This window comes from Rubrivivax gelatinosus (assembly GCF_016583785.1).
In the GTDB taxonomy this organism is placed as follows: Bacteria; Pseudomonadota; Gammaproteobacteria; order Burkholderiales; family Burkholderiaceae_C; genus Rubrivivax; species Rubrivivax gelatinosus_B.
On sequence record NZ_NRRU01000005.1, the window covers coordinates 61,040 to 82,628 of the forward strand.

20 protein-coding genes are annotated in these 21,589 nt (G+C 66.6%); 11 read left to right on the forward strand and 9 right to left on the reverse strand.

What is annotated here, in order from left to right; translation table 11 throughout:
* The first annotated feature begins 104 nt into the window (after positions 1-104).
* The 3 genes from CKO43_RS02635 to CKO43_RS02645 are packed head-to-tail and all read left to right on the forward strand — an operon-like array spanning position 105 to position 6,063.
* The gene (locus tag CKO43_RS02635) at positions 105-1,295 is read left to right on the forward strand and encodes an efflux RND transporter periplasmic adaptor subunit (protein ID WP_200377743.1); all 1,191 of its coding nucleotides are present in this window, start codon (positions 105-107) and stop codon (positions 1,293-1,295) included.
* Between the two features lie 29 nt (positions 1,296-1,324).
* Positions 1,325-4,567, forward strand: coding sequence for an efflux RND transporter permease subunit (locus CKO43_RS02640; RefSeq protein ID WP_200377744.1), 3,243 nt, complete (start codon positions 1,325-1,327; stop codon positions 4,565-4,567).
* Positions 4,568-4,626: 59 nt separating this feature from the next.
* A complete protein-coding gene (locus CKO43_RS02645; protein WP_200377745.1) occupies positions 4,627-6,063 on the forward strand; it encodes an efflux transporter outer membrane subunit in 1,437 nt (478 codons plus the stop codon).
* A 168-nt stretch (positions 6,064-6,231) separates the two neighbouring features.
* Here CKO43_RS02645 and CKO43_RS02650 read toward each other — a convergent pair whose 3' ends face one another.
* The 6 genes from CKO43_RS02650 to CKO43_RS02675 all read right to left on the reverse strand — a co-directional run bounded on the left by CKO43_RS02650 (position 6,232) and on the right by CKO43_RS02675 (position 10,605).
* Positions 6,232-6,924, reverse strand: a complete 693-nt coding sequence (locus CKO43_RS02650) for a hypothetical protein (protein ID WP_200377746.1) — start codon at positions 6,922-6,924, stop codon at positions 6,232-6,234.
* A 214-nt stretch (positions 6,925-7,138) separates the two neighbouring features.
* A complete protein-coding gene (locus CKO43_RS02655; protein WP_200377747.1) occupies positions 7,139-7,804 on the reverse strand; it encodes an SOS response-associated peptidase in 666 nt (221 codons plus the stop codon).
* A 359-nt stretch (positions 7,805-8,163) separates the two neighbouring features.
* Complete coding sequence (locus tag CKO43_RS02660; protein ID WP_200377748.1) at positions 8,164-8,520, reverse strand: DUF6527 family protein; 357 nt, start codon at positions 8,518-8,520, stop codon at positions 8,164-8,166.
* On the reverse strand, positions 8,517-9,905 hold the full coding sequence (locus CKO43_RS02665) for a HesA/MoeB/ThiF family protein (protein ID WP_200377749.1): 1,389 nt from the start codon (positions 9,903-9,905) through the stop codon (positions 8,517-8,519). Before CKO43_RS02665 ends, CKO43_RS02660 begins: the two co-directional genes overlap by 4 nt.
* A gap of 1 nt (position 9,906) precedes the next feature.
* Positions 9,907-10,305: an E2/UBC family protein gene (locus tag CKO43_RS02670; RefSeq protein ID WP_200377750.1), complete on the reverse strand. Its 399-nt coding sequence runs from the start codon at positions 10,303-10,305 to the stop codon at positions 9,907-9,909.
* A gap of 3 nt (positions 10,306-10,308) precedes the next feature.
* The gene (locus tag CKO43_RS02675; protein WP_200232482.1) at positions 10,309-10,605 is read right to left on the reverse strand and encodes a multiubiquitin domain-containing protein; all 297 of its coding nucleotides are present in this window, start codon (positions 10,603-10,605) and stop codon (positions 10,309-10,311) included.
* Positions 10,606-10,737: 132 nt separating this feature from the next.
* Between CKO43_RS02675 and CKO43_RS02680 the strand changes: the two genes are divergently transcribed.
* From CKO43_RS02680 to CKO43_RS02700, 5 genes are all read left to right on the forward strand, one after another.
* Entirely contained in the window at positions 10,738-11,310 is a 573-nt protein-coding gene (locus tag CKO43_RS02680; RefSeq protein WP_200377751.1) for a hypothetical protein, read from the forward strand.
* A gap of 10 nt (positions 11,311-11,320) precedes the next feature.
* The gene (locus CKO43_RS02685) at positions 11,321-11,692 is read left to right on the forward strand and encodes a hypothetical protein (protein ID WP_200377752.1); all 372 of its coding nucleotides are present in this window, start codon (positions 11,321-11,323) and stop codon (positions 11,690-11,692) included.
* Positions 11,693-11,710: 18 nt separating this feature from the next.
* Positions 11,711-13,051, forward strand: a complete 1,341-nt coding sequence (locus tag CKO43_RS02690) for a hypothetical protein (RefSeq protein WP_200377753.1) — start codon at positions 11,711-11,713, stop codon at positions 13,049-13,051.
* 296 nt (positions 13,052-13,347) lie between these two features.
* Positions 13,348-13,584, forward strand: a complete 237-nt coding sequence (locus CKO43_RS02695) for a hypothetical protein (protein ID WP_200377754.1) — start codon at positions 13,348-13,350, stop codon at positions 13,582-13,584.
* Positions 13,581-14,366 carry a zeta toxin family protein gene (locus CKO43_RS02700; protein ID WP_346728199.1) on the forward strand — a complete coding sequence of 262 codons (786 nt, stop codon included), beginning with the start codon at positions 13,581-13,583 and terminating at the stop codon, positions 14,364-14,366. The genes CKO43_RS02695 and CKO43_RS02700 overlap by 4 nt, the downstream gene beginning before the upstream one ends.
* 548 nt (positions 14,367-14,914) lie before the next feature.
* On the opposite strand, the gene gyrB is transcribed toward CKO43_RS02700, so the two are convergent.
* From gyrB to dnaA, 3 genes are all read right to left on the reverse strand, one after another.
* A complete protein-coding gene (gyrB, locus tag CKO43_RS02705) occupies positions 14,915-17,464 on the reverse strand; it encodes a DNA topoisomerase (ATP-hydrolyzing) subunit B (RefSeq protein WP_200377755.1) in 2,550 nt (849 codons plus the stop codon).
* Between the two features lie 157 nt (positions 17,465-17,621).
* The gene (dnaN, locus tag CKO43_RS02710; RefSeq protein ID WP_200226556.1) at positions 17,622-18,731 is read right to left on the reverse strand and encodes a DNA polymerase III subunit beta; all 1,110 of its coding nucleotides are present in this window, start codon (positions 18,729-18,731) and stop codon (positions 17,622-17,624) included.
* Between the two features lie 227 nt (positions 18,732-18,958).
* A complete protein-coding gene (gene dnaA / locus CKO43_RS02715; RefSeq protein ID WP_242477804.1) occupies positions 18,959-20,392 on the reverse strand; it encodes a chromosomal replication initiator protein DnaA in 1,434 nt (477 codons plus the stop codon).
* Between the two features lie 213 nt (positions 20,393-20,605).
* Between dnaA and rpmH the strand changes: the two genes are divergently transcribed.
* The 3 genes from rpmH (at position 20,606) to yidD (ending at position 21,581) form a co-directional block, all read left to right on the forward strand.
* The gene (gene rpmH, locus CKO43_RS02720; protein WP_200226552.1) at positions 20,606-20,740 is read left to right on the forward strand and encodes a 50S ribosomal protein L34; all 135 of its coding nucleotides are present in this window, start codon (positions 20,606-20,608) and stop codon (positions 20,738-20,740) included.
* A 90-nt stretch (positions 20,741-20,830) separates the two neighbouring features.
* The gene (locus CKO43_RS02725) at positions 20,831-21,277 is read left to right on the forward strand and encodes a ribonuclease P protein component (RefSeq protein WP_200226550.1); all 447 of its coding nucleotides are present in this window, start codon (positions 20,831-20,833) and stop codon (positions 21,275-21,277) included.
* Between the two features lies 1 nt (position 21,278).
* Complete coding sequence (yidD, locus tag CKO43_RS02730; RefSeq protein ID WP_200226694.1) at positions 21,279-21,581, forward strand: membrane protein insertion efficiency factor YidD; 303 nt, start codon at positions 21,279-21,281, stop codon at positions 21,579-21,581.
* Positions 21,582-21,589 lie beyond the last annotated feature (8 nt).

Sequence of the window (21,589 nt, forward strand, 5' to 3'; positions counted from 1 at the left end):
TCCCTCTTTCCCCCGGGCCCGCCGTGGCCCGACCGTGGCCGCCTCGTGGGCGGCCCGGGATGGTTTTGTCTCTCTTTTCCCGTGCCTGTCCGGAGGACCCCACCATGTCGTTCCTTTCCACCTATTCGCGCCGTCCCGGCCCGCTGGCGCTGACGGCGCTCGTCGCCGCTCTCGGACTCGGCGGCGCCGCGCTGCTCGCCACCCACGACGCCGGCGCCGAAGCCGCAGCGACCGCCATGCCGGCGATGCCGGTATCGGTCGCCGCGGTGCTGCAGCAGGACGTGGCGCCCTGGTCGGCCTTCTCCGGCCGGCTCGAGGCGGTCGAACACGTCGAGCTGCGTGCCCGCGTCTCCGGCACCGTGCTCGCCAGCCACTTCCGCGAAGGCGCGCTGGTCAAGGCCGGCGAGCTGCTCTTCAGCATCGACCCGGCGCCCTACGCGGCCGAAGTCGAACGTGCCCAGGCCCAGGTGCTGGCGGCGCAGGCGCGCCTGAACTACACGCGCAGCGAGCTCGAACGCGCCAAGCGCCTGTGGGACGAACAGGCCATCGCGCAGCGCGAGCTGGACGAACGCGACAACGCCGCACGCGAAGCCGAAGCCAACCAGCGCGCCGCCCAGGCCGCGCTGCAATCGGCGAAGCTGAACCTGGGTTACACGCAGGTGCGGGCGCCGGTGTCAGGGCGGGTCGGCCGGCGCGAGGTCACGGTCGGCAACCTGGTGGCCGCCGGCCCGGGCGCGCCGGTGCTGACGACGCTGGTCTCGGTGAACCCGATCTACGCCAGCTTCGACGCCGACGAAGCCACCGTGACGCGTGCGCTCGCCGGCCTGCCCGGCGGCGGCCAGCGCCAGATCGAGCGCCTGCCGGTGCTGCTGGGCAGCGGCGAGGGCGCACGCACCGGCCGGCTGCAGCTGGTGGACAACCAGGTCGACGCGCGCAGCGGCACGGTGCGCCTGCGCGCCGTCTTCGACAACGCCGACGGCGTGCTGATGCCGGGCCAGTTCGCCGAGCTGCAGCTGGGCCAGGTGCGCAAAGCCAGCGCGCTGCTGGTCGACGAACGCGCTGTCGGCACCGACCAGAACAAGCGCTACGTCTGGGTCGTCGGCGCCGACCACAAGGCGGCCTACCGCGAGGTCAAGCTGGGCGCCGCCGTCGGCGGCCTGCGCGTCGTCAGCTCGGGCCTGAAGGCCGGCGAGCAGATCGTCGTCAACGGCCTGCAGCGGGTGCGTCCCGGTGCTGAAGTGGCGCCCCAGGTCGTGCCGATGGGCGCCACGGCCGACACGCCGGCGCGCTCCTGAGCCGTCACCCGCTTTCCGGGAACCACCCCATGAACCTGTCCAAATTCTTCATCGACCGGCCGATCTTCGCCGGCGTGCTCTCGCTGCTGATCTTCCTCGGCGGCCTGATCGCGGTGCGTGGGCTGCCGATCTCGGAATACCCCGAGGTCGTGCCGCCGTCCATCGTCGTGCGCGCCAACTACCCCGGCGCCAACCCCAAGGTCATCGCCGAGACGGTGGCGACACCGATCGAGGAGCAGATCAACGGCGTCGAAGGCATGCTCTACATGAGCAGCCAGGCCACGACCGACGGCCTGATGACGCTGACCGTCACCTTCAAGCTCGGCACCGACCCCGACAAGGCGCAGCAGCTGGTGCAGAACCGCGTCGCACGTGCCGAGCCACGCCTGCCCGAGGAGGTGCGCCGGCTGGGCATCACGACGGTCAAGTCCTCGGTCGACCTGACCATGGTCGTGCACCTGCTGTCGCCCAGCGGCCGCTACGACATGACCTATCTGCGCAACTACGCGGTGCTCAACGTCAAGGACCGCCTGGCGCGGGTGCAGGGTGTCGGCGACGTGCAGCTCTTCGGCTCGGGCGACTACGCGATGCGCATCTGGCTGGACCCGCAGAAGGTGGCCGCGCACGGGCTGTCGGCCGGCGACGTGGTGGCCGCGATCCGCGAGCAGAACGTGCAGGCCGCCGCCGGCATCGTCGGCGCGTCGCCAGGCGTGCAGGGCATCTCGGTGCAGCTGCCGCTGAACGCACGCGGCCGGCTGCAGACCGAGGAGGAGTTCGCCGACATCGTCGTGCGCACCGGCGCCGGCGGCGCGGTGACGCGGCTGCGCGACGTCGCACGCATCGAGCTCGGCGCCGCCGACTACGCGCTGCGCTCGATGCTCGACGGCAAGGACGCGGTGGCGGTGCCGATCTTCGCCGCGCCGGGCTCGAACGCGATCGCCATTTCCGACGGCGTGCGCGCGACCATGGCCGAGATCGCCAAGGCGATGCCCGAGGGTGTCAGCTACGAGATCGTCTACGACCCGACGCAGTTCGTGCGCGCCTCGATCGAGTCGGTGGTGCACACGCTGCTGGAGGCGATCGCACTCGTCGTGCTGGTCGTGATCCTGTTCCTGCAGACCTGGCGCGCGTCCATCATCCCGCTGCTGGCGGTGCCGGTGGCGGTGGTCGGCACCTTCGGCGTGATGGCGCTGTTTGGCTTCTCGATCAACGCGCTGTCGCTGTTCGGGCTGGTGCTGGCGATCGGCATCGTCGTCGACGACGCCATCGTCGTGGTCGAGAACGTCGAGCGCAACATCGAGGGCGGCCTGAGCCCACGCCAGGCGACCTACCGCGCGATGCGCGAGGTGTCGGGGCCGATCATCGCCATCGCGCTGGTGCTGGTGGCGGTGTTCGTGCCGCTGGCCTTCATCAGCGGCCTCACGGGGCAGTTCTACCGCCAGTTCGCGCTGACGATCGCGATCTCGACGGTGATCTCGGCGATCAACTCGCTGACGCTGTCGCCGGCGCTGGCCGCGCTGCTGCTCAAGGGCCACGGCGAACCGCCGGACCGGCTGACGCGAGGCATGGACCGCGTGCTGGGCGGTTTCTTCCGCGGCTTCAACCGCATGTTCCACCGTGGCGCCGAGCGCTACAGCGGCGGCGTGCGCGGCGCGATCTCGCGCAAGGCGCTGATGCTGGCCGTCTACGCGGTGCTGGCGCTGCTGACGGTCGGCCTGTTCCAGGTCGTGCCCAAGGGCTTCGTGCCGGCGCAGGACAAGCAGTACCTGATCGGCTTCGCCCAGCTGCCTGACGGCGCGACGCTGGACCGCACCGAGGCGGTGACGCGGCGCATGGACCAGATCGTGATGCAGCAGCCGGGTGTCGAACACGCAATCACGTTCCCCGGGCTGTCGATCAACGGCTTCACCAACAGCGCCAACTCGGGCATCGTCTTCGTCGCGCTGAAGGACTTCGACCAGCGCCGCGACCCGGCGCTCTCAGCCGGCGCGATCGCGCAGTCGCTGAACCAGCAGTTCGGCCAGATCCAGGACGCCTTCATCGCGATGTTCCCGCCGCCGCCGGTGCAGGGGCTGGGCACGACCGGGGGCTTCAAGCTGCAGCTGGAAGACCGCGCCTCGCTCGGCTACGACGCGCTCGACGCGGCGCAGAAGGCCTTCATGGCCAAGGCCTACCAGACGCCCGAGCTGGCCGGCATGTTCTCGAGCTGGCAGGTCAACGTGCCGCAGCTGTATGCCGACATCGACCGCACCCGGGCGCGCCAGCTGGGTGTGCCGGTGACCGAAATCTTCGACACGCTGCAGATCTACCTGGGCAGCCTGTATGCGAACGACTTCAACCGCTTCGGCCGGACCTATTCGGTGCGTGTGCAGGCCGACGCCGAGTTCCGCGCCCGGCCCGAGGACATCAGCGCGCTGAAGGTGCGTTCGACCAGCGGCGAGATGGTGCCGTTGTCGGCGCTGCTGAAGATCGAACCCAGCTTCGGCCCGGAACGGGCGATGCGCTACAACGGTTTCCTCAGCGCCGACATCAACGGCGGCGCGGCGCCCGGGTTCTCGTCGGGCCAGGCGCGCGACGCGGTCGAACGCATCGCCGCCGAGACGCTGCCGCCCGGCATCGGCTACGAGTGGACCGAGCTCACCTACCAGGAGATCCTGGCCGGCAACTCGGCGAAGCTGATCTTCCCGCTGGCCATCCTGCTGGTGTTCCTGGTGCTGGCGGCGCAGTACGAGAGCCTGACGCTGCCGCTGGCGATCCTGCTGATCGTGCCGATGAGCCTGCTGGCGGCGATGACCGGTGTCTGGGCGAGCGGCGGCGACAACAACGTCTTCACCCAGATCGGGCTGATGGTGCTGGTGGGGCTGTCGGCGAAGAACGCGATCCTGATCGTCGAGTTCGCACGCGAGCTGGAGTTCGCCGGGCGCACCCCGGTGCAGGCCGCGATCGAAGCCAGCCGGCTGCGGCTGCGCCCGATCCTGATGACCTCGCTGGCCTTCGTGATGGGTGTGCTGCCGCTGGTGCTGGCCAGCGGGGCCGGCGCCGAGATGCGGCACGCGATGGGCGTGGCCGTGTTCGCCGGGATGATCGGCGTCACCGCCTTCGGCATCTTCCTGACGCCGGTGTTCTACGTGCTGCTGCGCCGCCTGGCCGGCAACCGCCCGCTGAAGCTGCACGGCGAGGTGCCGCACGACGTCGAGGCGCCGCTGGAGCCCGACATGGAGCCGGGTGGCGCGGCGCTGCCGCGGCCGGCCACGACCCCGGGGGCGGCATGAGGCGCGATGGCCCGTCGCCGGCCCACGCCCGATTGACTGCACCCGTACTGGAGAACGAGATGACTGCTTCCGCCCTGCTGCGCCGTTGGCGCCGCCCCGCCCTGGCGCCGCTGCTGGCCGCGCTGGTGCTGGCCGGCTGCGCCACCGCGCCGGCGCCCGACCTGTCGGCGGTGCCTGCGGCACCGGCGGCCTTCAAGAGCACGCTGCCGGCCGAGGGCCGCTGGGCCGTCGTCGCGCCGGCCGACGCCGCCGAACGCGGCGCCTGGTGGGCCGTGTTCCAGGACCCGGTGCTCGACGACCTGGTGGCGCGTGCGCTGGCCTCCAACACCGACCTGCAGGTGGCCGCGGCGCGGCTGCAGCAGGCGCGTGCCGGGCTGAACGAAGCCGATGCGCGTCGCCGGCCGCAGCTGGGCGCCAGCGCCGGCGTGTCGCGCGCCACCGACCCGGGCGTGACGACGGTGCCGGCCAGCCTGGGCACGGCCGGGCTGGACCTGGCCTGGGAGCTGGACGTCTTCGGCCGCCTGAGTCTTTCCAGCCGCGCCCAGGCGCTGGACGCGCAGGCGAGCGAGGCGCTGCTGCAGAGCACGCGGCTGATGGTGCAGGCCCAGGTCGCGCAGAGCTACTTCGCGCTGCGCGCGAGCGACGCCGAACGCCGCCTGGTGCGCGCCACGGTGGCCGCCTACCGCGACACGCTGCGCCTGTCCGAACGCCGTCAGGCCGCCGGCGACCTGGGCGAACTCGAGGTGCAGCGGCTGCGCAGCGAAGTCGCCGGCACCGAAGCCGACGCGCTGGCGCTGGACCGCCAGCGTGCCGCGCAGGAGAACGCGCTGGCGGTGCTGCTGGGCGAATCGGCCAGCGGCTTCCGCCTGCCCGAAGCCGGCGACAGCGCCTGGACGGCGCGCCCGCCGGCGGTGCCGGCAGGCCTGCCGAGCGCGATGCTGGCGCGCCGCCCCGACGTCGCCGCCGCGCAGCGCAGCCTGATGGCGGCGCAGGCGCGGCTGGGCGTGGCGCAGTCGGCCTGGCTGCCCGACCTGACGCTGACCGCCAGCGGCGGCCACGCGTCGACCGACCTGGGCGACGTCTTCCGCTGGTCGGCACGCGCCTGGTCGGTGGGCACGCTGCTGTCGCTGCCGATCTTCGACGGCGGCCGCCGCCAGGCGCAGGAAGACCGGGCCGCGGCCGAAGCCCAGGTGGCGCTGGCCAGCTACCGCCAGCAGGTGCTGACCGCGCTGCGCGAGGTCGAAGACCAGCTCTCTGGACTGGGCCTGCTGCAGCAGCAGGCCGACGCGCTGGCGCAGGCGGTGCAGTCGGCGGGCCGCGCCACCGCCTTGTCGGACACGCGCTACCGCAACGGCATGGTCAGCCAGCTCGACCTGCTGGACGCACGCCGCAGCGAGCTGCGCAGCCTGCGCCAGGCGGTGCAGGTGCAGGGGGCGCAGTTGCAGGGGGCGGTGGCCCTGATCCGGGCGCTGGGCGGAGGGTGGGAAGGGGCTTGACGAGGCCGGAGTCGTCGGCCGGCGGCTCCGCGCGTCACGCTCGCCGGCACGACGCAACCGGCCCTCCCGACGCCGAAGGTTTCGCCTTACGCCACCGTCGAGACGCAGGTCTTCGCCGGTCTCGACTCGGTGGCGCCGCGCTCGTTCAGGCGGTGCCGGCCGTGTGCGTCACGGAATCGGAACCGACGCGTTGGCGTTCGGGAAGAAGGCCTTGCCGTAGGTGCCGTTCGTGATCTGAAGCCCGCCACGCGAGAAATAGCCTGCGCAGTTGCCTTGCTGCACGACGACGTATTCGCCGTCTGACGAGACGTTGTCGGTCGGGTTGCCGCAGATCTCGCCGGACGTCACCCGGTCGTTTGCAAGATTGATGGCGTGGTAGCGCACCGACTGGTCGGTTCCGAGATAGAGCTGGTTGCGTACCGCGGCGGCCCAGCACTTCGCCGTGGACGAGGCGGGCAAACCGTCCAGGGCAATCCGGCGCAGGAAGTCCACCGACGGCGCCGTGCCGTTGGACTCCCGGTAGATCACGAGTGCGGCGCCGACGGCTGAGGCGGGGTCGCCGCTGTCGACGACGACCACCAGGTCTGCCATTCGCACGATGGCGCAAGCGTGAGCGAAGGGGCCGATCTGCCCCGACCCCCAGCAACCCATGCCGCTGCCGTTGTCGCCGCACGTTGTCCAGTTGATGCGGGATTCGCCGGCAAGATGGTTGTAGACGGTGAAGAGACCGGGGCCGCGCGCGGGCGCATCAGGCCCTGCCGCCAACACCGGGGTCAGGACGCACAGGCAGGCCAGGCCCGCGAGCGAGGTCATGGCGAGCCGGGCCCGCAGAAGCGGATTGGATGTCACTGTCGAGCGCATGCCGTCGTCCTCCGTTGGCGCCGATGGTGGCGCGTTGCGGGCTGATACTGACGGGAGGCGAAGGTGGCGGCAATCCACTGCATGCGAGGCACCCGGCCGACGCTGTGCGGCCCGGCCGACGTGCGCGCCGGCGTGGCGCCCCTCTCGGTGCCGGGCCGGGGCCGGGGCTTGCTTGCTCGCCGAAGACCGCCGCGTTCATCGGCGCGCGAGACGCTCAGCCTCCGGAGGATGCCGGTCGAGCATCGAAGCGGTCGTCCGGCGCGAGCCGCACCAGGGCCGCCGCGTCGCGGGCGGTGCCGAACAGCCACTGGTCGACGTCCTCCAGTTCTATCGGCACGACCGAGCGTTTGTCCTGGCGATCGGGCGGGAGCTGGGGGTCGGGCTTGTGCATGCGCGACATCAGCGGGCAGGCATCGGCATTGAGCGTGAGCATCGTGTAGCTCTCGACCACCTCGCCCGTGGTCCGGTCGACCCAGGTGTTCCAGAGCCCGGCCAGACCCCAGACGCCACCGTCGGCACGGTGGAAGCGCCACCAGACGTTGCGGCCGGACTCCCAGTTGGGCTCGTCGAAGGACAGCGCGGGGATGACGCAGCGCCGCCCCTTGGCCCAGGAGTCCTTGTACGAGGCCTTCTGGGCAAGTTCCTCGAAGCGCGCGTTGTAGGTGGAGTAGCTGAGCTTGGGTGTCTTGGCGAAGCCAGGGACGAGGCCCCACTGGCCGACGACTTGTTCACCCCGGGCTTCGGTGAGGTCGCGCGCGGGGCGGATGAAGAGGCCTTGTGCGCGGGGGAAGACCTCGGCGCCCCGCCAGGGATGCCGGGTGTCCACCTGCCAGTACCGCTCGATGGCGGCGGCGTCGGGGGCGAGGTAGCGGGTGCACATGGCGGTGCATCGTATGGGCTCGATGACGGGCGCAGGGAGCCTGGGTGCGTCTCGCGGCTGCGTTCGCGGTCGTGGGGGGCTGCTTCAGACTGATTGCAGCCGCTCGAGCGTGGCCGGTGAGTGACTGCAGCGGGCAAGAAAGCAGTCGTTCCCGGTCGGGTCTCGGCAGCGCATGCGCCAGGAGTTGGCGAAACATCCCAATGCCAGCGACTCGATCACTTAGACCGCTTCCAGCAGGTCCGGGCGGCATGATGGGGCGGAATACGGCGATTCAATTGCCGGTGACCTGCCTAGGCCACATCGCCCCATCCCTGAGAACCACCCTCATCGCATGGATGCGTCGATCCGATTGAAAATGATCAAGCTATCCGTTTGTCTTCGATTGCCCAAAGCACGCGGCCGTCGCGGATGAAGAAGTGGCTTCTGCATCCCTTGATACGCCACACCGAGGGATACAGCGTGACATTGCCTTGCTTTGTGACCGTTGCCCTCCAGGACGGGTCGTCACGCGGAATGAGGCTGAGTGCGATGGTTTCTCGGCACCCACAGGGGCACTTAAATTGCGCTGACCACAAGGTCGCCGGGTCGTCTCCGATAAGGTAGACGACGGACTCGGCGACCTCGTCCGGCGGATCTTCAGCAAAGGTGTGGCCGTAGGTCCGCCTTGGATCCAGGAGCAGCCGGAACCATCGTGTGAGTTGCTTGAACCAGCTCATGAAGCTTTGAGGCTCAGTTCGGCCCAGTCCAACGGCGGTTCGACATCGCCGCGGCCAACATGTCGCGCCATCACCTCGCACGGCTCACCGTCCTCTTCACGGTCGAAGATGCCATGCATGAGGCTGATGCGCGTCGCCGCGTACTCACCATTCGGGTCCGAGCGGTAGGGATGCAGGCGAGCCAGCAGCTCATTTATCGCCAGGCTCGCGATCAGCGAGTTCAGCTGGATGACGGCCGGTCGATCTTCCTGGGCCCCACGGATGTAGCCCTCCGCCAGCAGTTCACGGTACTGCGCAGGGTCGGTACGCTGCAGGCCCGCGGCACGAACCTGTTCGAGGGTGAATTGGTGTCGACTCAACAAGCTGGAGCCCCCAGGGCGGATGTAGTGCACCGTGCCACACACCTGGTCGACGCCACCTTGGCCATCCGCCTCGATCTTGACGCCGAGGTCGAGATAGGGAATCTCGTAGAACGAGGCGAGCTTGTTCAGCAAGAAGCGGCCGTCGATCGTGTCCATGCAGCCGATCACCACGTCGCAGTCGGAGAGCGCCTGGATGACGGTGCGACTGAACAGGGTCTCGGGGTAAGTGGAGACCTGCGTGCCCAGTCCCATTGCCTCGATCGAACGCCGTGCGACGTCGACCTTGAGCCGTCGATCACGGGCATCGTCCACTGTCGTGTTGAGGATGCGGTTGAGGTTTTTTTCTTCTACCCGGTCCGGATCGACAAGGACAAGTTCGCCGACGCAGTTGCGCGCTAGTTGCTCAATGACAGGGCTGCCTGTGCCCGAGCACCCCACCACCCCCACCTTCAGCCGACGCAGGCGCTCGAACGTGCCGGCACCGAACGTCTGCGCCACTCGACGGGCGTATTCCGGCACCGGCGCCTCGGTTGCCCGGCGATAGATGCGAATGTCGTCGCCGACGACGCTCACGGCCGTGAGGTCTTCGAAGCGGCCGTCTTCGTGCACGACGCGTCCGAAGACGCGGCCATCGTCCATCACGATGACACTGGCGTGGGGCGCCGCACTGTCGGTCCAGGCATAGAGGCTTGGAAAGAGCGCTAGGTCCGACGCGTCGTCAATTTGGGAGAAGCGATCGAATCCACGGTGCCCGTGGATCTTGACGATGGCCCAGTTGCGCTTGGCTGCTTCGGCCAACAGAGGAACCAGCACCTGGGTAGGCCAGGTCACCCGGTCCGGGCGGCGTTCGGAGCAGATGCTGTAGGGCACCAACTCGAGCCGACGTACCAGCAGGCGATGCTTGGTTTCCCCCGCCGCGCGGCCGCAGATCGCGATCGCCACCGCCTCGCATCCATCGTCGGGGAAGAGGTGTTCCAGGAGCGACGCATGTTGCTCCTCGGTCATCGTCAGCGTGACTGCCATTTCAAGCCTTCTTTGTTTCGCGCTCCAGCCAGACCTGGACCTGCGCGAAATGGGTCCCCAGATTGTCGATACCCGGCCGCCAGGGGTTGATCGGCGTGCGGTGGCGGCTCCATCGCTGCCAGGTCTTGCCGTCGAAGGTGTCGGGGCTGATGGCCCCGATGGGTCGGCCGTCGACCAGCGCCAGGTCGGGCAGGAAGTACACCATGTCGATCTGGGACTCAGGGTAGCCAGGCTCAATCCGTACGTACGCCGCGACGGTCGAGACGTTGTAGCCCGGGGGCACGGGTAAGTCATACAAGACGACGCGTAGAGCGCCCCCGGTCGCCACGAGCTCGTATGGCAAACCCCGGTCTTCCAGCCACTCCATGTCCTCGGACGGCAGCGTGAACTCGCGCCGCATGGCTCAGCCCTCCGTCTGGTCCAGCGGCAGCGTTACGAAGCGCTCTACGCCCGGCTCGCTGAGGTCGACCTTGTCGCCCAGCCCGATGCGCTGGGGCTGGTTGCCCTTGTTACGCAGGTAGAGTGCGAACTGCTCCGGAGGCGTCTTCCCGGCGAGCGTGAGCAGTTCCAAGCCCGTCGGCGTTGCCATATGGACTTCGTAGGGTTTCTTGTCGATCTGGATCTTGAAACTGCGCGGCTTGGCCGACTCGCCGGGGGCGTCACCCTTGCCGGAACCCGATTGCACGTTGTCTTCTTGCATATGCCTGTCCTTCTGAATTTGCGCCTTTCTCAGGCTCCTGCTTTCATATGCGCATGGCAGGCCTTGGTGCGGACAAGAAAATATTTGCAGGCGGTGTGTCCGCAGGCGTGGGTTTGCAGCGCATATGCCTAAGTGGAGCTTCTAGCCATCGAACACCCGACCGACGAAGACGTCGCCTCCCACGAGGAAGTCGTACAGGCGCTGCAGTCGCTGTCTGAAGCGGACCTGTTGCGCCTGAAGCAGCTGGCCAAGCTCAGGTGCGCCGGCCTCCACGTGATGGATTGGGAAGACCTGCTGAACGAAGCCGTGACTCGGGTTCTCGCCGGCAATCGCCGGTGGCCAAGGGCGGTGCCGTTCGTGGCTTTCATGGCCCAGACCTTCCGAAGCATTGCCAGTGAAGAGTGGCGCCGGCTTGAGGTGGCCAACACCACGTCGGAGAGTGACCTGAGTGATTCCGACGGCACGTCGCCGCTGGAATCAGCGGCGCTAGACCCGATCCATCCGGGCCGTGAGGTGCTGGCGCGCAAGGCGCTCGAAGAGATCGAGGCCTTGTTCAGCGCCGATCCGTCGGCGATGGCGGTCCTGCAGGGCTTTGCCCAGGGCTACACGCCTGAGGAAATCATGGGGCAGAACGGCCTCACATCAACCCAATACGCAACGCTCCAGCGCCGCATCCGCCGCAAGCTGGGCAAACACTTTTCCTAGGGGTGCAACCATGCCCAGCCGTAGTTCCTCTTTCAAGACGCTCGAGCAGACACTCTCCGGTCTCGAGCAGTTGGTGCTCCACGCCTCAGACAAAAATCTTCTCAGGGACACCCAAGCAGCCTCCGATGCTGCTCGGGAAGTTGAGCAGCTCATCGCACGTCGCGTGGCACCGTTAGGCCAAGTCAAGAAGCGCGGCCGGGGCGTAGGTGGCGTAAGTGATTTCGGCTTCCTTGCAGGCATGCGCTCGAGTGGCTCCGGCGCTCCGGTGAGCGCCGTATATGGGGCTAAAAAGCAGCCCACGAGTGATGAAGTCGAGCAGGTCATCGAGAAGCTGCTGTCTCCCTCGGCGAACAAAAAGAAGGTTCAGAAGAAGTTCAAATAGTGTTGGTGAGGTGAGGCGATGACGTCAGAAGTTGTTGTCATGAATCGGTTTGGCGTTGCCTTGGCCAGCGACAGTGCCGCCACGGTCTACGTGGGAGGCCGTGTGAAGTTCTATCACGCCGACAAGCTTTTCATGTTGTCGCACTTCCATCCTGTCGGGGTGATGGTCTACAACAACTCATCGCTCCTGGGCGTGCCTTGGGAAACCATCCTCAAGATGTTTCGCGCACAGCTTGCCGACAAGTGCTTTGACACGCTCGAAGAATACGGCACTGAGTTAATCAAGTACTTGAACGGAAACACTGCGTTGTTTCCGGAAGCTGTTCAGCAGCAGTACTACTGCCACCTGGTGGAGACCCTGTTCAAGGGAATCAAGGACGGGGTGGACAACGCCTGGATCGAGCGAGGTTCCAGCACGGCTTGGAGTCGTGACGACGAAGACGCGGCTTCGGAGTACAAGTCCGTGCAGGCCAACGTGATTCAGGAATCCTTGAAGGAGTGGCGACAAAAGCAGGATGTTTCTGCTGACTGTTTCGGCCTTGAGGTTGGAGCCGAACTGGCTGGCATGGCGTCCGGCAAGATCTCCGACCTTGTGGCCAAGTACTTCCCGTCTGCCGATGGAGCAGATGTCGTGGCGCTCAATGAGTTGGCGCGCTTGGTGGTGACAAAGCAGGAAATCCTGACTGAGTCCTTGTCGGGCTTGGTTATTGCGGGCTATGGCAAAGCCCAGCATTTCCCCGTGATGCAAGAGTACACGCTTGGGGAGATCTTCAAGAGCCGCCTGAAGTACAAACTAGAGCGAACTGAGGCGATAACCTCCAAGCGACCGTCGTTCATCAGGCCGTTTGCCCAGTCAGAGATGGTGGACACCTTCTTGAATGGCGTGAGTCCTGCTTTTGAGTACGAGGCTTACAAGGAGATCTATGAAGTCGTGATGGCTTCGGCAGAACAGATTATCGATGGCATCCCTCGGATGAGTAAGAAGGCCAAACAGGCCTACTTGGACAAGGTTGTCCCTCCCAGCGGCGAGGCTGTGCTGGCGGCAGTGCGTAGACTGCGTGATCTGCGCAAACGTAAACATCTGAAGCCTGTGCTTCAGTCGATCGAGTTTTTGCCGAAAAACGAACTGGCACATGTCGCCTCGTCTTTGGTAAACCTCAGTTCTTTTCAAAAGCGGATGTCGATCAGTGAGGACGAAACCGTTGGAGGCCCCATCGACGTCGCCGTCATCTCGAAGGGAGACGGCTTTGTTTGGATTGATCGAAAACACTACTTCAAGCGCGAACTGAATCGCCATTTCTTTGGGCACGGCAAGCCCACCCCAGACCAAAACCGCAACGGAGCAGCAGATGACGAATAAATCAGCCGAGAGGAGAGCGACCCAAAGGCAAGAACGTAGTGCGACTGACGCTCACGAGTTTCTTGCGACCGTTGTGTCGGAAGATACCAGGCTCAAAACGGTGCATCGTCTGTCGCTGCAGTCCGATTCCAAGAAGGCGTCTCCAACCGACGAGACGGTCAGAATATACCGCCATCACTTGCAAGCCAATAAATGAAGGGCGCGGAGCTTGAATAGGCGCGGCGCGGTGTCCAAGTTTCATTGGGCGATAATGTCAACAAGCGCCGCATCTCGGCTTCCGCTCGAAAGGGAATGAAATGAAGTATCCCGACTTCAGCGAATCAAAGATTCTTCAGGATTTGCCAACGCTGGCCGCTCAGGCCGGCAAGAGGGCCAATGCCCACGCACTGTCAACACTTGGGAAAGTGGTGATGGTTAAGGGCGGCCACGTTGTCGAAGCGAGCTTGGACGGTTCTGTGCGCGCGCTGTTCGCCGTGAGCCCAGCCACCGTGGTCAAGAAGGGTCTTGTACTCAAGCGCCGCACCAAGAAGTGACCACCGAGGCGCCTCGACGCATCCGGATGTTTGCCGGCCCGAACGGGTCCGGCAAGAGCACTGTCTTTGATGAACTCCGAAAGTCGTGGATCGGCATCTACGTCAACGCGGATGACATCGAGCGCGATTGGAAGCAGAGCAGCATCCTGGAACTGAATCAGTTCGAGCTGAACGCCGAAGCGGCCGCGCGCCTCCCGGCATTCTTGCAAGCTTCACCTCTGGTAGGCAAAGAGAGGCTTGCCGCTGCTACCGTGACGATGGCAGCGACGCGAGTGTCCATTGAAGGGCTCGAGATCAATTCCTACCTTGCGGCGGCAACCGCGGACTTCATTCGCTACGAACTGCTGACGGCGGGCAAGTCATTTACCTTCGAAAGCGTGATGTCGCACCCGGGGAAGGTGGAGTTTCTCAAGCGTGCGCAGCTAGATGGCTATCGCTGCTACCTGTACTTCATCGCGACGGATGACCCAGAGATCAATGTCGCCCGCGTAGAGCAGCGAGTGAAGCTGGGCGGGCATCCAGTTGCACGAGAACGAATCATCGAGCGATATCACAAGTCGATCCAGTTACTCGAAGACGCGGTAAGCGCGACAGACCGGGCGTACGTCTTCGATAACTCGGGGGATCGCCCCGTCCTATTGGCAGAGATCACAGGCGGAGAACAGCTGCAAATCTGCGCGGACCTGTTGCCTCGTTGGTTCGCCGAGTCTTCTCTGTGGCTCTCGTTCAAGGATGCGTTCGCTCAGCAGCAGGACGTGGCGGGCGACTGTGGCGCGAACTAACCCTTCGGATGCGCAGAGCGGCGCGTTGAAGCACTAGGTAATCGGCAGGACAGAGCGGTGAGGAACCGCGAATGTCGCGTTCGTGTCACTGATCAGCCATTGGGCTTGGCGACCCATATGACAGCTTTCGCTGCATACCGGTCTTTGCCCCCCGATCCGGCAGCGGATCCGTAATCGCGAAGCCCACCAACTCCCGGCAGGCTCCTAGGTAACGACGACCGCCAGCGCTCCTAGGCGCAGCGATCCACTGCAGCGAGCGTGTTGGAGATCCGTGTCGAACAGGGCCCCGCACGGAACGCTGCGTCAGATCGATAGCCGCTCGTCGGCTCTCCGGAGGCGTTTAACCCGAGGACATCTGCGGGGCGCTCAAGGCGGGTCACCCCGTGCCGCGTCCGGCCGGCCGAGCCCACCCGCAAAGCGTGCCTGCGCCCCTACAGATGCTCGGCCAACCCCGCCATGTAGGCCAGTCGCCCTAACTTTGTCAGCCAGTCGCCTTTTTGTGGCGCCAGTCGCAAAAACTCTGGCGCCCTACGGGGAGAACTAGACGCTCAAACGTCGATATTCCCCGCCCTCAACGCATTGCTCTCGATGAACTCCCGCCGCGGCTCCACCTCGTCGCCCATCAGCATCGTGAACACGCGGTCGGCTTCGAGCGCGTCCTCGATCTGCACGCGCAGCAGGCGGCGCACCTGCGGGTCCATCGTCGTCTCCCACAGCTGCCCGGGGTTCATCTCGCCCAGCCCCTTGTAGCGCTGGCGCGCGACGGCGCTTTCGGCCTGGGACATCAGCCAGTCCATCGCGGCGCGGAAGTCGCCGGCCTTCTGTTCCTTCTGCTTCTCGCCTTCGCCGCGGCGCACCACGGCCTCAGCGCCCAGCAGGTCCTTGAAGGTGCGGCCGGCCTCGGCCAGCGCGGCGTAGTCGGCACCGTGCAGGAACTCCTGCGTGATGACGCTGGCCTTGACGTTGCCGTGATGGCGCCGGCCGATGCGCAGCAGCGGCTTGTCGGTGCGCGGGTCGATGTGCGCCTCGACGCTGGCGTCCTTCAGCGCGGCCTGCAGCGCCGCGGCGCTGGCCTGGGCCGCTTCGACGCTGTCGACGTTCAGTTCCAGCCCGTTGGAGATGGTGCGCAGCGCGTCCAGGTCCATCCAGTTGCCCAGGCGCTGCACGACGTTGCTGGCGACGATGTACTTGCGCGCCAGGCTCTCCAGCGCCTCGCCCTGCAGCGCCGGGCGGCCGCCTTCGGCCAGGCCGTCGGGCAGCACCGCGGCGCCTTCCAGCGCCACCTTCAGCAGGAAGGCGTCGAGCTCGATGCCGTCCTTCAGGTACTGCTCGTTCTTGCCCTGCTTCACCTTGTACAGCGGCGGCTGGGCGATGTAGATGTGGCCGCGCTCCACCAGCTCCGGCATCTGCCGGTAGAAGAAGGTCAGCAGCAGCGTGCGGATGTGGGCGCCGTCCACGTCCGCGTCGGTCATGATGATGATGCGGTGGTAGCGCAGCTTGGCGACGTTGAAGTCCTCGGGCCCGATGCCGGTGCCCAGCGCCGTGATCAGCGTGACGATCGAGTCGGAGGACAGCAGCTTCTCGTAGCGCGCCTTCTCGACGTTCAGGATCTTGCCGCGCAGCGGCAGGATCGCCTGGAACTTGCGGTCACGCCCCTGCTTGGCGCTGCCGCCAGCGGAGTCGCCCTCGACGATGTAGATCTCGCACAGCGCCGGGTCCTTCTCCTGGCAGTCGGCCAGCTTGCCCGGCAGGCCCACGCCGTCGAGCACGCCCTTGCGCCGCGTCATCTCGCGCGCCTTGCGCGCGGCTTCGCGCGCCCGCGCGGCGTCGACGATCTTGCCGCAGATGATCTTGGCGTCGGTCGGGTTCTCCAGCAGCCAGTCGTTGAGCAGCCGGCTGACGATGTCTTCCACCGGCGCGCGCACTTCGCTCGAGACGAGCTTGTCCTTGGTCTGGCTCGAGAACTTGGGCTCCGGCACCTTGACGCTGACGACGCAGGCCAGGCCTTCGCGCATGTCGTCGCCGGCGACCTCGACCTTGGCCTTCTTCGCCAGCTCGTTGTCCTCGATGTACTTGTTGATGATGCGCGTCATCGCCGCGCGCAGCCCCGTCAGGTGGGTGCCGCCGTCACGCTGCGGGATGTTGTTCGTGAAGCAGAGAACGCTCTCGTTGTAGCCGTCGTTCCACTGCATCGCGACCTCGACGCCGATCGTCGTGCCCTGGTCGCTGTTCTTCTCGCCGGTGGCGTGGAAGACGTTGGGGTGCAGGATCTTCTTGCCCTGGTTGATGAACTGGACGAAGCCCCTGACGCCGCCGGCGAAGGCGAAGTTGTCTTCCTTGCCGTTGCGTTCGTCGACGAGGCGGATCTTGACGCCGTTGTTCAGGAACGAGAGCTCGCGCAGCCGCTTGGCGAGCACGTCGTAGTGGAAGTCGATGTGGTTGAAGATCTCGTCGTCGGGCAGGAAGTGCACCTCGGTGCCACGCTTGTCGGTGTCGCCCAGGATCTTCATCGGGCTGGTCTCGAAGCCGTCGCGCACTTCGATCACGCGGTCCTGCGTGGCGCCGCGCTTGAACTCGATCGAATGCACCTTGCCTTCGCGGCGCACCGTCAGGCGCAGCCACTTGCTCAGCGCGTTGACGCAGGACACGCCGACGCCGTGCAGCCCGCCCGAGACCTTGTAGCTGTTCTGGTTGAACTTGCCGCCGGCGTGCAGCTCGGTCAGCGCGATCTCGGCCGCCGAGCGCTTGGGCTCGTGCTTGTCGTCCATCTTCACGCCGGTCGGGATGCCGCGGCCGTTGTCGACGACGCTGATCGAGTTGTCGCTGTGGATGGTGACGACGATGTCGTCGCAGTGCCCGGCCAGCGCCTCGTCGATCGAGTTGTCGACGACTTCGAAGACCAGGTGGTGCAGGCCGGTGCCGTCGGAGGTGTCGCCGATGTACATGCCCGGGCGCTTGCGCACCGCTTCCAGCCCTTCGAGGATCTGGATGCTGCCTTCGCCGTAGGCCACCGAGGCGGCGCTGCCGGTCGACGCAGGCACGGGTTGCGGCGTCTGCGGGGCGTCGTTCGGGGTCGGGGTGTTCGGGAGTTCGCTCATCGGGGTTCTCGTTTCTCGGACGCCATCGGCGCCCGACGGCCCGCGGGCCGTCTGCACATCAGGTGGGCGCCGCGGCCGCTGCGCGGCTGCCGGCGCCGGCCCGCGCCGAGCCGGCCGGGCCTGGGCGCGGCGGGCTCGGCCGCCGCGGGCAAAGGCTTCAGATCCGCATCGGCATCACGACGTACTTGAAGCCGGGGTGCTCCGGCACGGTGAACAGCGCGCTCGCGTTCGTGTCCTGCAGCTCGATCTTCACCATCTCCTGCTGCATGTTGGTCAGCACGTCGATCAGGTAGGTGACGTTGAAGCCGATCTCGATGGCGTCGCCGGCGTAGTCGATCTCGAGCTCTTCCTTGGCCTCTTCCTGCTCGGCGTTGGACGAGGCGATGCGCAGCACGCCCGGCTCGATGTTCAGGCGCACGCCCTTGAACTTCTCGCTCGTCAGGATGGCGGCCCGCTGCAGGCTGCCCAACAGCGTCGAGCGGCCCAGCACCAGCGCGTTCTTGTGGTTGCGCGGGATCACGCGGTTGTAGTCGGGGAACTTGCCCTCGACCAGCTTGGTGACGAACTCCAGCCCCGAGAACGCGAACTTGGCCTGGTTGCCGGCGAAACGCATCTCGATCGGCGTCTCTTCGTCCTTCAGCAGGCGCTGCAGTTCGAGCACGGTCTTGCGCGGCAGGATGACTTCCTGGCGGTTGGGCACGTCGGTTTCCAGCGTGCCCTGGGCCATCGCCAGGCGGTGGCCGTCGGTGGCCACGAGCGTCAGCGTCTTGCCTTCGGCGATGAACAGGATGCCGTTCAGGTAGTAGCGGATGTCGTGCACCGCCATTGAGAAGTGCACCTGGTTGATCAGCTGGCGCAGCGTCTTCTGCGGCACGCTGAAGGCCGGGCCGAAGTCGACCGCCTCGTTGACCAGCGGGAAGTCGTCTGCGGGCAGCGACTGCAGCGTGAAGCGGCTCTTGCCACCGGCCAGCGTCAGCTTGTTCTGCGCCGCCGACAGCGTCACCACCTGCTCCGACGGCAGTGCGCGCAGGATGTCGATCAGCTTGCGCGCGCCGACGGTGGTGGCGAACTGGGCGTCGTCGCCGCCGAGCTCGGCGCTGGTGCGCACCTGGATCTCCAGGTCGCTCGTCGTCAGCTCCACGACCGGACCGTTCTTGCGCAACAGCACGTTGGCCAGGATGGGCAGCGTGTGCCGCCGCTCGACGATGCCGGCCACCGATTGCAGGGCCTCGAGCAACTTTTCCTGGGCGGCCTTCAGAACAATCATGTCTTCCTCTTTAACTTGGTGGTCGTAGTAGGCAGCGGGGACTTCTGGGGACAACGCTATTTTCCGCTTTTCCCACAACGTCTTAGCCGGTGCGCAGCGCTGTGGGTCGACAGGTGGCGCGTGACGCAGGTTTTCTGGACAACTCGGCGGCGGCGGCGCGCGCTGTGCACAAGTGCCAGCTTGTCCCGAAGTTTTCCCCAGGCTGCGGCGCCATCCGGTGACGGCCGTCAGCCCTTGAGTGTCTGCTCGAGCACGTGCAGCTGCTGGTTGAGTTCGCTGTTGCGGGTGCGCTCGTCGGCGATCTTGCGCACCGCGTGCAGCACCGTCGTGTGGTCGCGGCCGCCAAAGAGCTCGCCGATCTCGGGCAGGCTCTTCTTGGTCATGTCCTTGGCCAGGTACATCGCGATCTGGCGCGGCCGCGCGATCGAGGCCGGGCGCTTCTTGCTGTACATGTCGGCGACCTTGATCTTGTAGAAGTCGGCCACCGTCTTCTGGATGTTCTCCACCGAGATCTGCCGGTTCTGGATCGACAGCAGGTCCTTCAGCGCCTCGCGCGACAGCGCGATGTTGATGTCCTTCTGGCTGAAGCGGCTGTAGGCCAGCACCTTGCGCAGCGCGCCTTCGAGCTCGCGCACGTTGGCGCGCACGTTCTTGGCGATGAAGAAGGCCACGTCTTCCGGCATCTCGGCGCCTTCGCCCTGCGCCTTCTTGATCAGGATGGCCACGCGCATCTCGAGCTCGGGCGGCTCGATGGCCACCGTGAGCCCGGCGTCGAAGCGGCTGGTCAGGCGCTCGTCGATGTCCACCAGCCCCTTGGGGTAGGTGTCGCTGGTCATGATGATGTGCGCGCGCTTGGCCAGCAGGGCCTCGAAGGTGTTGAAGAACTCCTCCTGCGTGCGGTCCTTGCCGGCGAAGAACTGGACGTCGTCGATCAGCAGCAGGTCCAGCGAGTGGTACTTGGCCTTGAGCTCGTCGAAGGTCTTGCGCTGATAGTTCTTGACGACGTCGCTGATGAACTGCTCGGCGTGCAGGTACAGCACGCGGGCGTCGGGGCGGTCCTTCAGCAGCGCGTTGCCGACGGCGTGCACCAGGTGGGTCTTGCCCAGGCCGACGCCGCCGTAGATGAACAGCGGGTTGTACATCTGCCCCGGCGCGCCGGCGACGTGCAGCGCGGCGGTGCGCGCCATCTGGTTGGCGCGCCCCGGCACCAGGTTGTCGAAGGTGAGCGAGGGGTTGAGCTTGTGGCGGTTGGACGCCGGTGCCGGCGAGGCCGCCATCGGTGCGCTGGTGGCGGCCGCCACCGCGTTGGCGGCGAACACGGCCGCCGTGGCCACCGGAGCCGGCACCGAGGCGTGGGCGTAGCCGTTGCCGGCGCGCAGCGGTGCCAGGGCCGGCGCCTCGGCGCGCGGCGCCAGCGTCAGCTCCAGCCGCACCGGCTTGCCGGCGATGTCGCTCAGCACCGACTCGATGCGGCCGGCGTACTGCGCGCGGATCCAGTCGAGCTTGAAGCGGTTCGGAACCCGCACCGATACGACCGCGGCGTCCGCCTCGTCTTCGCTGACCTGGGCCGGCGGCAAAGGCCGGATCCAGGTGTTGAACTGATGTTCGGGCAACTCGGTCGCGAGGCGCTCGCAGCCGCGTTGCCAGAGGTCTACGGTCATTGTGGAAATCTTGTTTTGCAGGGGGCGCATTCTACGTGCCGGACGCCAGGGTTCAAGCGAGTTATCCACAGATCGGGAGCCGGGGGTGTGGTGCCATCCCCTGCAGCGCGACTCAGGGGCATCAGGCGTAACTGATTGACGTTGAACGCATTTCTTGCTGTAATCGAGGGTTTTCCGAATTTCTTACCCCCTGGCAAGAAAGAGCTCTACATCATGAAGCGCACCTACCAGCCGTCCAAGATCCGCCGCGCCCGCACCCACGGCTTCCTCGTGCGCATGAAGACGCGTGGCGGCCGTGCCGTCATCGCCGCCCGTCGCGCCAAGGGCCGCAAGCGCCTCGCCGTCTAAGGCCGTACCGGTCCGGCACGCCCCGCGTCGCCGCCGTCTTACTGCCGCCGAGGCCCCGTGCAGCGTCCGGTCCGCCCTCTCGTGCACCCGATGGTGCAGAAGGCCGACTTCGAGCGCGTGCTCGCGACGCCCAGCCGATCGCGAAGCACTCACTTCGCCGTTCACCACGTGGACGGCGGACCTTGTGCGTCCCGCTGGCATCAGCTTCACCCGGCTGACGCCGAGTTGTCCACAGGCGACGCACAGAGTGGTGCACAGCCTGTGGATGACTCGCGCCGCGTGGCACCCGATGCCTGCTGGCTCGGCAGCATCGTTCCGAAGCGGCATGCCCGCCGCTCGGTCACGCGTGTCCTGCTGAAGCGCCAGATCCGCGCGGCGATGGCGCGTCACGCCGATACCCTGGCCCCCGGGCTGTGGGTGGTGCGGCTGCGCGCGCCGTTCGTGCCGGCGCAGTACCCGTCGGCGGCGTCCGACGCGCTGCGTTTGGCGGCGCACCACGAGCTCGAGCAGCTCTTCGGCCGTGCCCGGCGCGCCTGAGATGCTGGCCGAACTCGCCCGCCTGCCGCAGCGCCTGCTGGTGCTGCTGGTGCGTGCCTATCGCCTGCTGCTCAAGCCCTGGTTGGGCAATGCCTGCCGCTTCGAGCCCAGTTGCTCGCAGTACGCACTGGACGCACTGGGCCGCCACGGCGCCGCTGGCGGCAGCGCGCTCACCGTCTGGCGGCTGCTGCGTTGTCATCCGCTGTGCAACGGCGGCTGCGATCCTGTGCCCGAGCGTTTCCCGAACCCCGCGCGGGGTCTGTTCACCCGGCTCGTCCGCCCTCATGCGGACGACGCCCTGTAGCCCGAGCC

What these genes read in the sequence shown, in the direction of transcription:
- CKO43_RS02725 (WP_200226550.1), top strand. Translation starts at nt 20,831, where the DNA reads ATGGTGCAGAAGGCCGACTTCGAGCGCGTGCTCGCGACGCCCAGCCGA.
- rpmH (WP_200226552.1), top strand. Translation starts at nt 20,606, where the DNA reads ATGAAGCGCACCTACCAGCCGTCCAAGATCCGCCGCGCCCGCACCCAC.
- dnaN (WP_200226556.1), bottom strand. Translation starts at nt 18,731, where the DNA reads ATGATTGTTCTGAAGGCCGCCCAGGAAAAGTTGCTCGAGGCCCTGCAA.
- CKO43_RS02650 (WP_200377746.1), bottom strand. Translation starts at nt 6,924, where the DNA reads ATGCGCTCGACAGTGACATCCAATCCGCTTCTGCGGGCCCGGCTCGCC.
- CKO43_RS02635 (WP_200377743.1), top strand. Translation starts at nt 105, where the DNA reads ATGTCGTTCCTTTCCACCTATTCGCGCCGTCCCGGCCCGCTGGCGCTG.
- CKO43_RS02660 (WP_200377748.1), bottom strand. Translation starts at nt 8,520, where the DNA reads ATGAGCTGGTTCAAGCAACTCACACGATGGTTCCGGCTGCTCCTGGAT.
- CKO43_RS02655 (WP_200377747.1), bottom strand. Translation starts at nt 7,804, where the DNA reads ATGTGCACCCGCTACCTCGCCCCCGACGCCGCCGCCATCGAGCGGTAC.
- CKO43_RS02685 (WP_200377752.1), top strand. Translation starts at nt 11,321, where the DNA reads ATGCCCAGCCGTAGTTCCTCTTTCAAGACGCTCGAGCAGACACTCTCC.
- dnaA (WP_242477804.1), bottom strand. Translation starts at nt 20,392, where the DNA reads ATGACCGTAGACCTCTGGCAACGCGGCTGCGAGCGCCTCGCGACCGAG.
- gyrB (WP_200377755.1), bottom strand. Translation starts at nt 17,464, where the DNA reads ATGAGCGAACTCCCGAACACCCCGACCCCGAACGACGCCCCGCAGACG.
- CKO43_RS02675 (WP_200232482.1), bottom strand. Translation starts at nt 10,605, where the DNA reads ATGCAAGAAGACAACGTGCAATCGGGTTCCGGCAAGGGTGACGCCCCC.
- CKO43_RS02665 (WP_200377749.1), bottom strand. Translation starts at nt 9,905, where the DNA reads ATGGCAGTCACGCTGACGATGACCGAGGAGCAACATGCGTCGCTCCTG.
- CKO43_RS02695 (WP_200377754.1), top strand. Translation starts at nt 13,348, where the DNA reads ATGAAGTATCCCGACTTCAGCGAATCAAAGATTCTTCAGGATTTGCCA.
- CKO43_RS02670 (WP_200377750.1), bottom strand. Translation starts at nt 10,305, where the DNA reads ATGCGGCGCGAGTTCACGCTGCCGTCCGAGGACATGGAGTGGCTGGAA.
- CKO43_RS02690 (WP_200377753.1), top strand. Translation starts at nt 11,711, where the DNA reads ATGACGTCAGAAGTTGTTGTCATGAATCGGTTTGGCGTTGCCTTGGCC.
- CKO43_RS02645 (WP_200377745.1), top strand. Translation starts at nt 4,627, where the DNA reads ATGACTGCTTCCGCCCTGCTGCGCCGTTGGCGCCGCCCCGCCCTGGCG.
- yidD (WP_200226694.1), top strand. Translation starts at nt 21,279, where the DNA reads ATGCTGGCCGAACTCGCCCGCCTGCCGCAGCGCCTGCTGGTGCTGCTG.
- CKO43_RS02640 (WP_200377744.1), top strand. Translation starts at nt 1,325, where the DNA reads ATGAACCTGTCCAAATTCTTCATCGACCGGCCGATCTTCGCCGGCGTG.